Consider the following 13,446-nt stretch of genomic DNA (forward strand, 5'->3'; position numbering starts at 1 on the left):
AATCTATTAATCTATAACAACTACCAATTAAAAAAACAATACCAATAGAATAATCAAGCAGAAACATTAGTCTTTCCTTCAGCCCTCTTCTCAGCATAAATATTTAGAGGTCGCACTGTTCCTTTAACAACATCATCAGAAATAACAACACCTGTAACTCCCTTAAGAACTGGTAACTCAAACATTGTATCAAGAAGAATCTTTTCCATGATAGAACGCAAACCACGAGCACCCGTCTTACAATAAATAGCACGTTTAGCAATTTCAAGGAGAGCATTTTCATGAAAAGTAAGCTCAACGTCCTCCATCTCAAAAAGACGCTGATACTGTTTTACCAATGCATTCTTTGGCTCAGAAAGAATTCTTATAAGAGCAGTTTCATCAAGATCCTCAAGAGTTGCAAGAACCGGAAGACGTCCAATAAACTCCGGAATTAAACCAAATTTCACAAGATCATCAGGCTCAAGCCCACGCAAAATTTCTCCAACATGGCGATCTTCTGGTGGTTGAATAACAGCAGAAAAACCAATTGACGTTTTTTCACCACGAGCAGAGATAATTTTATCTAGACCCGCAAAAGCACCACCACAAATAAACAAGATATTTGTTGTATCAACTTGCAAAAACTCTTGCTGAGGATGTTTACGACCTCCTTGTGGCGGAACAGAAGCAATTGTACCTTCCATAATTTTCAGCAATGCTTGCTGTACCCCTTCTCCCGATACATCCCGAGTAATAGAAGGATTATCTGATTTCCTTGAAATTTTATCAACTTCATCAATATATACTATCCCACGCTGAGCACGTTCAACATTATAATCAGCAGCCTGAAGCAACTTTAGAATAATATTCTCAACATCTTCACCAACATAACCAGCTTCAGTTAATGTAGTGGCATCCGCCATGGTGAACGGCACATCAATAATACGCGCTAAAGTTTGCGCAAGATATGTCTTTCCACAACCTGTAGGACCAACCAACAGAATATTGGACTTTGCCAATTCCACATCACTATTCTTAGAAGAATGCTCTAAACGCTTATAATGATTATGAACTGCAACAGACAATACTTTCTTTGCTTGCGCTTGTCCAATGACATATTCATCAAGAACCTTGAGAATCTCTTGCGGTGTTGGAACACCTTCGTATGATTTAGATATAGAGGATTTGTTTTCTTCACGAATTATATCCATACATAACTCAACACACTCATCACAGATAAACACGTTAGGACCGGCAATCAACTTCCGGACTTCGTGCTGACTTTTACCACAGAATGAACAATAAAGAGTGTTTTTAAGATCACCACTATTGCTACTGGTCTTGCTCATAACACTATCCTTTCAGTATACTGGGCAATAACATCTAACCCATAAATAGTACAGTTGACATCATAAACTTTATCATCGCACTGACTCAGTTAATTTATTATAAGAATTTTATCCTTACCACTAAACATTCAACATTTTTTCTATTTTTTAAACAAGATATATCTTTCTATATCAATCAATTTTTTAATATCAATAAAGAGCTATAAAAACTTGATATATAATACCGCTTTGTTAAACAAGATTCAAATCGTTCATCTCCTACAATTGGGATATAACTAAGACAAAAATTATATAAAAAATATTTTCTTAAAACATCCACCAGATTTCTAAATTTCAGCGCGAGACACCAAAATCTTATCAACCAATCCCCATTCACACGCTTCTTCCGCAGACATAAAAGAATCCCTATCTAATGTACTCTTCACTTCTTCATAAGTTCTTTCACAATGCTTAACATATATTTGATGTAACCGATGTTTTACGTCAAGAATATCTCTGGTATGACGTGCAATATCAGATGCCTGGCCTGCAAACCCTCCTGATGGCTGATGAACCATAATACGAGCGTTAGGCAACACATAACGATGACCTTTTTCACCGGCAGATAAAAGAAGAGAACCCATTGAAGCAGCTTGACCTATACAAAATGTTGAAATCGGTGACCTAATAAACTGCATTGTATCATAAATTGCCAGTCCAGCAGTTACAGCCCCACCTGGAGAATTGATATACATAGAAATTTCTTTTGAACAATTCTCAGATTCAAGAAATAATAACTGAGCACACACAAGTGCTGATATATAATCTTCAATCGGACCAGTAATAAAAATAATGCGATCTTTTAACAATCTTGAATAAATATCATAAGATCTTTCACCACGATTTGTTTGCTCTATAACTACAGGAACAACTGCCATCGTAGTCTCTACAGGACGCTTTATATACCCCAAATTCATTTAGTAATCCTTCAAATAAGCTAAAGATGCTTTGTAAAGAACAATGTCTTCCCTGATTTATTTAGATATAAATCTCAAATCATAGTTCAAGGTGCAAAAGATAATTAAAAACCATCTTCCAACATTATCCAGATTTTTCAAATTAATCTTCCCAAGGTATTAAATATACATCACAAACTTAAAAATAAATAACAGATCTCATCTCTCATAAAACAATAAAATAAACCTGACATAATATTATAGTTAACTTATTCATAACTGAGATTCTACTATAGGTAACTTCCCTATCATCCAAGTTACACGATTAATAACTTCCACATAAGGATAAGAATATTGCTCTAACATACCAGAGCCATCTGAAACTTAATAAAGACCAGCATTGAATGCAAATTCACCTTTAAAAGATATATTTAATAATGTCTTTTTATAGCTACAATAAATGTTAGAAAAATTTAACTCTTCAAATTTTAATTATGACATTTCTCTATATCAGCATTATAAGTATCAAGTGGAGACCAAAAATTGACACAGATTGTACTGATTTAAGATACGTACAGCAGAAGAAAAAATCCTAATACAGCTACTCCTCCCTTAAAAAAGAATAGTTTTCCTTTCAACAGGACAAGTTGTAGAATTAAAAATTTCATTTCTCAACAACTTGTCTCCGATTCTCATGAAATATTCATGATAATACCTATTACATCAAAGCAACAGTCATGAATGCTAACAATTAATATTTATGCTATAGTATCTTAATTAATTCTACCTTAGATAAATATGATGTCTAGAACTAACATTCAAAAAAAATTTATGGTTGTATTTTTAAATATAGTTTTTGTCCAGTCTTCGTTCATAGGGCTTTATAATTTTGACAATATTCATTTGTTTTGAAAAAAATATCTCCTACGTTATTGACCACTAGTTAAGTACCCGGTATTTATAGTATTTAAATCAGCCTTACAAAGGTGAGAAATAAACATTTGAATATACATCTAAACAGATTCAATAAAGTATTAAGGGAAATTTTGAATGGCAACCTTCTTTCAAAAGCCAGCAGAAGTAAAAAAGAAGTGGATCTTAATTGACGCTAAAGGATTGGTGCTTGGTCGCCTTGCATCTCAAATAGCACTTCGTTTACGTGGAAAAGACAAACCCACTTATACTCCCAGTGTTGATACTGGTGATAACATCATTGTTATAAATGCTGAAAAAATAGTTTTATCCGGCAAAAAATATGAAGAAAAAATCTATTATTGGCATACCGGGTATCCTGGTGGTATAAAGCAACGTACTGCTAAAAATATTCTGGAAGGGCGTTTTCCTGATCGTGTTCTTAGAAAAGCTGTTGAACGGATGGTTCCACGTGGTCCTCTTGGACGCGTTCAAATGAAGAATCTACGTATCTATGCGGGAGAAAATCATTCGCATGAAGCTCAAAAACCTGTGTTCGTTGACATCGCTCAACTTAATTCTAAAAATGCTAGGAGCGCATAATTATGGGAGATCTTTCTGATCTTAAAGAGATTATTGATAATAACAATCAATCTGTTAGTTTTAATTCACTTCCACTTCCACATGTCCAAAACATTGATGCATTAGGTCGTTCTTATGCTACTGGAAAAAGAAAAGAATCTATCGCACGTGTCTGGATTAAACTTGGGACAGGAAAAATCATTATTAACGGGAAAGAATTCACGAATTATTTTGTACGGTCTGTTTTACAGATGATTCTCAAACAGCCAATAGTAGCCTCTTCACAAGATAATCGCTTTGATATTTTTGCTACTGTTAAAGGTGGTGGTTTATCTGGTCAAGCTGGGGCTGTGCGTCACGGAATTTCTAAGGCTTTAACGTATTTTGACCCAAGTTTACGAGCAAAGCTTAAACCAGGAGGCTTTTTAACACGTGATAGCCGTATTGTTGAACGTAAAAAATACGGAAGAGCTAAAGCTCGTCGTAGATTCCAGTTTTCCAAACGTTAATCAACTTATTATATCAATCTTTTAACAGAATATTGGTTTTTAAGCAGCTTTTTATTATACAGGTTTTTTAGTTTCTTTTATAAGAACTGCATGGAATTAATGACTTAACAATTATAAGTGTCAACAGAGGAAAAAATAAACCATCCTTTAATTGTATTTTTTTAAGATGTTTATGATTGAATTCAGAAGGTTTTTAATAAGATTTTATAAGCATTTCAAAAACAGATATTGCCAATATATTAAAAAATATAGGCTACGAAGTCGCTTATTTAATCGAAAAGGAAGTGATCTTATATAACGTAGGATTTAAGAGGCTCAAACCCATTAAACGCTACAGATGCATATGTAGAAGTATAAGCTCCTGTTCCTTCAATAAATACTTCGTCACCAATAGCTAACGATATTGGAATAGGATAAAATTTCTTCTTATAGAGGATATCTGCAGAATCACACGTTGGACCAGCAATAATACACGGGCTCATTTCATCTGTATCACGATTAGTAAGAATCTTATAACGTATAGCTTCATCAGTAGTTTCTGCTAAACCACCAAATTTTCCGATATCCAAAAAAACCCAACGTATCGGATCATCTTCTGACTTCCTGGAAATAAGAACAACTTCTGACTTAATAGCACCAGCATTTGCAACTATAGCGCGCCCTGGTTCAATAATTGTCTTAAAAGGAAAAGAATTACCAAAATATTTTTGTATAGAAGATTGAATAGCTTTCCCATAAACGTCTATACTAGGAACAAAATTGAGATATTGAATAGGGAATCCACCTCCTAAATTTATCATTTTAAGATGAATACCCTTTTTAGAAAGCTCTTCACTGATATACTTTACGTCAACAAGAGCACTATCCCATGCATCAACACGTGTCATTTGTGAACCTACATGAAAAGAAACACCGTATGCTTCAAGTCCACAAAGATTTGCATAAAGCAATACTTTAACTGCCATCTCTGGCACACATCCAAATTTACATGATAATGGCCATTCAGCACCTTGTCCATTATAGAGAATACGACAAAAAACACGTACATCAGAAGCAACCAGAGAAATTTTTTTAACTTCCTCAAAACTATCAACAGCAAAAAGCTTAACCCCTAGAGAATAAGCTTTTTTTATATCAATCTCTTTTTTAATAGTATTACCATAAGAAAGACGATCTGCTTTAGCTCCGACCGCAAGAGCCATCTCAATTTCTTCTACAGAAGCACAATCAAAACAAGAACCTATATCAACTAAAAGTTTAATAATTCTGGGATGAGGATTAGCTTTAATCGCATAATAAACTTCTGAAGTTGGCATTGCTTGACGAAAATTATAAAAGTTTTGACGTACAATCTCAAGATCAAGAACGAGATACGGTGTCTTTAACTTCTTATTTTTAAAAAAATCAAATATACGTGAAGTAATCACCATAAATATTTTCCAAAAACTACTTTCAAATGAGAAAGTTCAGAGAGTAAAAATTAAAATAACGCTAACAGTTATCTGATGAGAATGAACATCGTCAAAAAACATAAAGTTTGAATAACCAAAATTACCTCTAAATTTCAAACAATGAGAATAAACCTTGACGTGAAGAACAATTTGGACAGCAATTAGCAATGTTTTAATTTATTATCAAGTATCTCTTGAGAAGAAATTAAAAAAATATAGTACTTTTCAAAAATATCTTTTAGAATCATGTTTTTATAATGCTTCCAAAGACGAATGGTTTATGAGTAGTTATTAAAAACTATTTAATCCTCAACATCATAGGTACCAAGCGAGTACATTAACCTTTTTAAGCGAATGATATTAATTTTTAACCCCATCTCAACTTCCAAAAACCAAAAGATCTTAAAAATGGGTAAAAATTAACATAATTAACTCCTAAAGAAGTAAATTTTGTTATGCAAACAATATCTCTGCTTGACTATATCAATAAAAAATTTAACCTTGATCTTTCAGATTTGTAAAAGGAAATAATAAAGGCCTCTTTGCAAACTGGCGAAGGCGATCCTGAACTTTTAAACATTCTGCAGAATCGCCTTCAGTATTTACAAATTAGCGTTTCCAGACACAATATCTTATGAATACCATAAACTCATATGTCCAGTTAAGAGGAACTACAGAGCTATCGGGCTGTACAATAAAATCTTTAAAGGGATATTTACCCTTCAAAAACTTATAAGTCCCAGCATTAATCAGCCATGTTACCGCAAAATAATCGAAAATGGCTTTGAACATAGAGATTATAAACACAGCTTTGTTACTACCATTGACATTACAATTGATTATTATGCACGCAGCTGTACGCCTTTAATTATAAAAGAATAAACTTTTAATTATAATAGCCAATCAATAAAAGCGTAATTAATGATGACTATAACAAGCAAAAAATTTAAAATAAAAGATCAAAATGAAGAATTCAAAAAATACATAAAAAAATTGCTCAATACTCTCGTAATCTGTTTTAATAATTTTTTTAAACTTATTTATGACAACAATGGATATTACATGTTTTATAAAAATTTATTTTTTCTTTTAAAAGAAAACATGTTTTTACATTAACCAAATAATATAAGATAAATAATGATTTATTTGAAGATAATCATAATTACTATGTTTAGTCTAATATCTTTAAGTACAAAAGTATTATCTCATCCCCACATCTTCATAGAAGCCCATCTTGAGGTTGCTGTATCTCCTGACGATAATAAACTTGAATTACGCAATGTTTGGCGGTTTGATGAAATGTTTACATCATCTGTTATTATAGACTTTGATAAAAGTGGTAATTTAAGACTCGATCCAGATGAACTTGCTGAGGTAAGCAAAACAATACGCGAATCACTTGCTGAATATGATTATTATATTACAGCTACTGTTGATGGACAAAAAATGATTATCAATAAACCAGATATTATCAACTCAGACATTCAAAATAACAGACTTATAATGATTTTTTCTATAAAACTTAACAAAACTGCACCTTTAAGTGGAAAATTTGTATTTAGGCTATGTGATCCAACGCTCTATACTTCTATAAGCTTTATTGATGATAAAGACTTAATTGCTGTAGGGAATCATTTTTCAAAATGTAATCATAAAGTTGTACGTCCAAATCCTGATGAAGTCATCGCAGAAAACAAATCAACGCTTACTGATGCATTTTTTAATGATCCAACAGGCACTAACATGCAAAAGCTCTTTGCAACGAGATTAGAAATGACATGCTTATAAAACGCTTTTTCATCTACATATTGATTATATTTTGTTATACAAGTCTCGTGCATGCAAAGCAGCCATTTGGAGGTATATTAACAGAACAACAATATTATTCGTTGATACCTTACAACTCTCTCATGCAATTCATTAATCAATATCAACAAACTTTTTATATAAGCTTAAGAAATGCTTTAAAGGCTCTTAAAGAGAATAATTGGCTTTTAATCTATCCTGTAGGATTTTCTTTTTTATACGGTGTCCTACATGCTATTGGGCCCGGACACGGCAAAGCAGTGATTTCTGCACATATTTTAGCAAATCCCATTCAATTAAAAAGTGTTATTATTATCTCATTTCTTTCAGCATTTGTGCAGGGTATGAATGCTATCATAGTTGTTAATATATCCTATTTCTTATTACGCACTTCTGGAATTAACATGATGAAAATAATTGCCTGGATGGAAATTGGTAGTTATTTTTCTATAATTATATTTGGCCTTTGGTTACTTTTACGCAAATTAAAGTTTCTATACAATAATTTTCGTAATCAAAGAACTGTACTAACATCAGAATGTACAACATGTAGTCATAGTCATCATCATTTAAATACAACAATAACACACTCCAAGAGACTCGAAATCATTCAGATACTTATAACAAGTATCACCATGGGGATGCGGCCTTGTGTAGGTGCTTTGCAGGTTCTTACTTTTTCATTACTTAATCAGATTTATACTGCAGGAATTCTGTCTGTTTTTGCAATATCGTTAGGAACAGCAATCACTGTCTCAGCGATAGCAATCTTAGCCTTTTTCTCGAAACAATCTACTTTTATACTCAAAAAAACAGAAAAAGTAATGGCTATTCAAATTATTGCCCATATTTTAGGAATAATTATTCCCATGTTGTTAATAGTAAGTGGATTATTTATCTTAAATGTTGCCATGAGAGCTTCTTTTTAAAAGAAGTTCTTATACTGATTGAGAATATTTAGCTTAAGCTTTAAAATGACTAATGTTTAAATATTTTGTCCTGTATGTTTCAAAACATCAGAAAACCAAGGTATGGATACATTAAAAGCTTTTCCACCACGAATATTTTTAAAATCAATGACCTTAAGAACATTCCCTTGCGTTTCATCTTCTCCTATGACACCAGATATTCTAGAAAGTGCACTATCCACTGCGAGAATAACCATTTTTTCAATAAGTTGTAAATCCTCTTCTTCAGAAGCTGCTGAACGGACAAAATAACCTGACTTTTGTACAATAGATCTCTTTGCTCCTATAAGTTCCGCAAACTTTTCAGAAAACCAATCGCCAACATTAATTGCATTAAGACGAACATGACCAAAAGCATCTCTTTGGAGCTTTACACCTGATGCCTCACGTTCAGCAATAATTGCATCAAGGCAAGCACCTTCAGATACAAAAATAGAAACAGATCCTTTATTGTTGATAACAGCTTTAAGACGCTCAGCTTCTTGTACAAGATCAAACTGCATTTCTGGTAAATAAATACCATCTATACTTTTTGAATTTGAAGAAATCATAAATCCATCAGCATATTCATTGCCTTGTATCATTTCTATATAGGATCGAGCTGTTGCAGCAGTAAGCCAACCACAATTTCGACCCATAACTTCATGTATAATAAGGCTAAAGGGTGCTGCAGTGCATTCGTTTGAGATATTATCAAAAAATTTCGCACCAAGCTTTGCTGCTGTCAAAGCTCCTAAAGATTGATGTATTGGGGAAATGTCATTATCTATTGTCTTTGGCACACCAACAACTGTTAATTTATAGCTCCGCTTAGACAAATAATCAACAAGATCTGATGCTGTTGTATTTGTATCATCTCCTCCTATTGTATGAAGAATACTTACCTTATCTTCAATAAGGCGATTCGCAGCTACTTCTAAAGGATTTTCGTTTTCCTTAATCAATTGACGTTTCATACAATCAGCAACATTTGTTAATTTAACACGACTGTTGCCTATAGGAGAACCTCCATAAAACTTTAAAAGATCGGCTTTTTCACGCATATTTTGAGTAATCTCAATTCGATCCCCAAGAAGCAAGCCCTGGTATCCCGAACGATAGGCTATTAATTCTATGTCTGGTGCAACTTTATCATAACGCTTGATAAGCATAGAAACAACTGCAGAAAGACAAGGAGCAAGCCCTCCAGCTGTTAACATGGCAACTTTTTGTTGAGTCATTATTCTTCCTCTAAAAACACATTAAAATATCTGCTTGTTATATAATACAGTTTTCAACATATGACATTGCTGACTTATATCTACAAGTGTCTTTAAAACAACTTTCAAGAAAATTAATGTCTTTACAAAACTTAATGTACGAGTGATTCACCAAAAAAGAAAAGCTATTACACAACATATTTATGCATTTTAAAAAAATCGAGCAACACAACAATAAAGAGTATGCAGAATATGCAAGAAAGCTTTTTTAAAAGCTTTCCCTATGAATAAGAACAATCTTCACAAGATTACAACCATTGAGATAGTACATCACATATTTAAATTCTGAAATTAAAAATCAAGTACCCGAAAATAAAGAAAAAACTTAATAAAGTTAGAGCATGACAGTTCTGCTAATCTATTAAAATAATAAATGATTAATAATAGAACTTATAAAAATATTTATAAATTATATTCACAAATATAAAATATATATGCTTCGAAAAGAGATTATTGGAGAATAATATATCATATGGAATATTTTTTTATCTTTTTCTTAATTGGCATCTGCTTATTGTCTGTATTTATTTCCACAGTGTATTTTATGAGTTTAAGATTTGTTAATATTATATAATATAGCTCTTAAGATACTTCCTTTAATCAATTATCCAGGAAGTTATTTGTTAACTATGACAAGAACTGATCCAAATAAATTTGAGAAAGAAGTTAATGTCTTACGCTATCTTAGCTTTATCTCCTTGATAGCGTTCATTTTTGTTGCTGTGATTTCATCTTCCAGGATTGGCTTTACAACGGCTATTCCAGAAAAAATATCACTTTTAGTAGCGGGAATTATATTATCAACTATTTGTTTTATCCTTGTATTGCGAATGTCACGTATTCCAAGTGATATAAAAGAAATCTTAGACCAAACTCTTCTTGATACTGCCGCTGGTTTTGCTATTCTTTTCGATCCTCAAGGTACTCAGCTTGCTTATGGTGGCCGCGATGTTGATAATTTACGTTCAAATATAATTTTTTCTGATAAATGCAAGTTTATTGATCAAATATATATCCCAGATAGAATAAAATTTCTTCATGCCCTAGAGCTTTTAAGACAAGGGAAACAAAGCATCGAAATTGATATACGATTAGACAAGACTAATCAATTTATATTTTTGCGCATAGACATGCTTGCCAGACGTAATTCTTACGGAACTTTGATTGGAGTTATTGCTCAAATACGCAATGCTTCTTCTGAGAAAAACTTCTATCAGCAAGTAGCACTTCCCAACCCTAATCTTTCTAAAATAGATGATAGCAAATCATACTTTTTTGCTACTATCAGTCATGAATTACGTACTCCACTAAATGCTATTATTGGTTTTTCGGAAGTACTTCACAACGAATGTTCTGTGTATCCAGATTATCAAAAACAACGCGAATATATTGGTATTATTCATAAATCTGGAACTCATTTACTGAGTTTAATTAACCGCATGCTTGATGTAAGTAAAATGAATGCTGGACGTTATGATCTTGTAATGGAATCTTTCGACATTAAATCAATTATTATTGATTGCAAAGAAATGCTTACTCTTCAGGCACAAAAAAAAGGCATTCAACTCATAAATCAATCAACACATTCTTTAGAAAAAATTATTGCTGACCCAAATGCTATCCGCCAGATGATTATCAATCTCCTAAGCAATGCTATCAAGTTTACGAATCCAGGAGGTCTGATTACAATTAATAGTTTTCTTGATGAAAAACATCTGAAATTGCTTATTACAGATACCGGCGTAGGGATTTCTACTGAAAATCTAAGCAGAATTGGTCAGCCATTTTTACAAATTAAAAATGAACATACAAACTGTTCCAAAGGAACAGGTCTTGGTCTTTATCTGGTAAAAGGCTTAGTAGAATTACATTCTGGTACTTTTGATATAACAAGCAGCATAGGTAAAGGTACTTCCGTTACAATAACCTTACCATTAAATGAAAAGATCTATACAGAAAGAAAAGGAGTCGTTTCTCCGTTTTATTTTCCTATCGGTTTACAAACTCATAAAAAGATAATGCAAGAAAATGATTGTGAACATCCGGAGGAAAAAATTGCCTGAAAAAATATGCAAAGAAAACTCCTCTGGATTATTTTTTAAAGCTATAAAAACAACAGCTCAATTGATGGCTTATTATCCTCTCTTCTCCTTTGTTTCCATATTATTCTTTATTTCTTTTGGATGGGTAACTGTTAATGCATTATACCACCAAAAAGGAGCGCACCCTTCTTCAATTGTTATTACACGCGACACTAAGTCTTCGCCTATTTTATTCCCTTCTTCTTTAAGTTTCCCTCATTCTACGCAAACCAGAACTACAACATTTAAAGTTAAAAAGTCTGAACAAAACTTTCGTAGTTCTTCATCCTCTCAAGATTCTTCTCATAAGCTATCACTTCAACAATCAACAGTGAATACAAAACCTGTTGTATCGTCTATTGATCCTGTAGCAGATATTATCAAAAATTCTGAAACAGAAAACTCCTTTAACCCTGAACAGAAATCATTGCAAAATATGGATCTTAATACAAACCTGATATTAAAAATTCAGAAGGGCCTTAGCAATATGGCTTACGATAATATAAATATTGATGGTGTTGTTACTGAAGCAACCCATCAAGCAATTCTTAACTTCGAGCGTCATTATCACTTACCGGAAACTGGTCAACCCAATCAAAAAGTACTCAATAAACTCCAGCAAATAGGAGCACTGTAAATGAGTTTACAAGATAGATTTTCTCTAAAATGAAGGAACAAACCATTTAACTATTCTATAAGCCGATATAGAAAAATGTGATACGGTTAGAATATGTAATCCTGGTGTGATATTAAGTATGACCATAAAATTAACGAAAATACTCTCATCCATTTTTTGTAAAAAATACAATTGGCTCTATATTCACAAATACACCAAAAAAGAAAAATTCATCCTATACATAGGAAAAATCACGTGACAAGAAGCAATATCAATATTTCCATGCTTCCTGCAAAACATCAGGCCCCTGTTCGTTGGCGTGTAACAAATTATCTTGTTCCATATGAAGAAGCTATTCAAACAATGGAGAATGAAGTCAAGAGCATATCATCAGGTCATGCTTCAGAGCTCGTCTGGTTGCTGGAGCATCCACCTCTCTATACAGCTGGTACCAGTGCCCATTCAAATGAGTTAATTTCACCGGATCGGTTTCCCGTTTATTATACAGGCCGTGGTGGCGGCTATACTTATCATGGGCCAGGACAACGTGTGGTATATGTCATGCTTAATCTTAATAACCGACGTAAAGACATACGTTGTTTTATAGCAGCACTAGAAGAAGTTATTATTCAAGTACTGTCAACAATGAATATCCACGGTGAACGCCGTGAAGACCGTATTGGGGTTTGGATACGTCGTCCAGAAAAACCTATTCTCATGAATGGCTTACCTGCTGAAGACAAAATTGCTTCTATTGGAATCAGAATACGTCATTGGGTCTCATTTCATGGATTCTCTTTAAATGTCTCTCCTAATTTAAATCACTTTTCTGGTATTATTCCATGTGGAATACAACTATATGGAGTTACAAGTCTCACCGATCTTGGACAAACTCAACCTATAGAAAATATTGATTTGGAAATCCAAAAAATATTCGAAACAATATTCGGTCCAACAACAATGATAGAATAAAACCCTACTTGCAAAATATGAACT

The 13,446-nt window shown here is 32.9% G+C and carries 11 protein-coding genes; 7 read left to right on the forward strand and 4 right to left on the reverse strand.

Going from position 1 to position 13,446, the window contains the following annotated elements; all coding sequences use genetic code 11:
* Positions 1 to 53 precede the first annotated feature (53 nt).
* Positions 54 to 1,331: an ATP-dependent Clp protease ATP-binding subunit ClpX gene (clpX, locus tag B488_RS04380; protein WP_015273332.1), complete on the reverse strand. Its 1,278-nt coding sequence runs from the start codon at positions 1,329 to 1,331 to the stop codon at positions 54 to 56.
* 326 nt (positions 1,332 to 1,657) lie between these two features.
* Positions 1,658 to 2,272 (reverse strand): ATP-dependent Clp protease proteolytic subunit, encoded by a 615-nt coding sequence (locus B488_RS04385; protein ID WP_041771124.1) that lies wholly within the window; start codon positions 2,270 to 2,272, stop codon positions 1,658 to 1,660.
* A 1,044-nt stretch (positions 2,273 to 3,316) separates the two neighbouring features.
* Here B488_RS04385 and rplM point away from each other — a divergent pair.
* Positions 3,317 to 3,781: a 50S ribosomal protein L13 gene (gene rplM / locus B488_RS04390; protein WP_015273334.1), complete on the forward strand. Its 465-nt coding sequence runs from the start codon at positions 3,317 to 3,319 to the stop codon at positions 3,779 to 3,781.
* A gap of 2 nt (positions 3,782 to 3,783) precedes the next feature.
* The gene (rpsI, locus tag B488_RS04395; RefSeq protein WP_015273335.1) at positions 3,784 to 4,269 is read left to right on the forward strand and encodes a 30S ribosomal protein S9; all 486 of its coding nucleotides are present in this window, start codon (positions 3,784 to 3,786) and stop codon (positions 4,267 to 4,269) included.
* Between the two features lie 290 nt (positions 4,270 to 4,559).
* Here the strand turns inward: rpsI and B488_RS04400 are convergent, their stop codons facing one another.
* Complete coding sequence (locus B488_RS04400; protein WP_041771125.1) at positions 4,560 to 5,696, reverse strand: type III PLP-dependent enzyme; 1,137 nt, start codon at positions 5,694 to 5,696, stop codon at positions 4,560 to 4,562.
* 1,191 nt (positions 5,697 to 6,887) lie between these two features.
* Here B488_RS04400 and B488_RS04410 point away from each other — a divergent pair.
* Complete coding sequence (locus tag B488_RS04410; protein WP_144049205.1) at positions 6,888 to 7,508, forward strand: DUF1007 family protein; 621 nt, start codon at positions 6,888 to 6,890, stop codon at positions 7,506 to 7,508.
* A gap of 20 nt (positions 7,509 to 7,528) precedes the next feature.
* Complete coding sequence (locus B488_RS04415) at positions 7,529 to 8,455, forward strand: nickel/cobalt transporter (RefSeq protein WP_172792746.1); 927 nt, start codon at positions 7,529 to 7,531, stop codon at positions 8,453 to 8,455.
* Between the two features lie 56 nt (positions 8,456 to 8,511).
* Here the strand turns inward: B488_RS04415 and B488_RS04420 are convergent, their stop codons facing one another.
* Positions 8,512 to 9,714 carry a pyrophosphate--fructose-6-phosphate 1-phosphotransferase gene (locus B488_RS04420; protein WP_015273340.1) on the reverse strand — a complete coding sequence of 401 codons (1,203 nt, stop codon included), beginning with the start codon at positions 9,712 to 9,714 and terminating at the stop codon, positions 8,512 to 8,514.
* A gap of 668 nt (positions 9,715 to 10,382) precedes the next feature.
* Between B488_RS04420 and B488_RS04425 the strand changes: the two genes are divergently transcribed.
* The 3 genes from B488_RS04425 to lipB all read left to right on the forward strand — a co-directional run bounded on the left by B488_RS04425 (position 10,383) and on the right by lipB (position 13,422).
* Positions 10,383 to 11,816: a sensor histidine kinase gene (locus B488_RS04425; protein WP_051012124.1), complete on the forward strand. Its 1,434-nt coding sequence runs from the start codon at positions 10,383 to 10,385 to the stop codon at positions 11,814 to 11,816.
* Positions 11,809 to 12,471 (forward strand): peptidoglycan-binding domain-containing protein, encoded by a 663-nt coding sequence (locus B488_RS04430; protein WP_041770735.1) that lies wholly within the window; start codon positions 11,809 to 11,811, stop codon positions 12,469 to 12,471. The genes B488_RS04425 and B488_RS04430 overlap by 8 nt, the downstream gene beginning before the upstream one ends.
* A gap of 261 nt (positions 12,472 to 12,732) precedes the next feature.
* Positions 12,733 to 13,422 (forward strand): lipoyl(octanoyl) transferase LipB, encoded by a 690-nt coding sequence (lipB, locus tag B488_RS04435; protein ID WP_081583174.1) that lies wholly within the window; start codon positions 12,733 to 12,735, stop codon positions 13,420 to 13,422.
* Positions 13,423 to 13,446: the final 24 nt, after the last annotated feature.

Origin of the sequence: Liberibacter crescens BT-1, from assembly GCF_000325745.1 — a bacterium.
Lineage (GTDB): Bacteria > Pseudomonadota > Alphaproteobacteria > Rhizobiales > Rhizobiaceae > Liberibacter > Liberibacter crescens.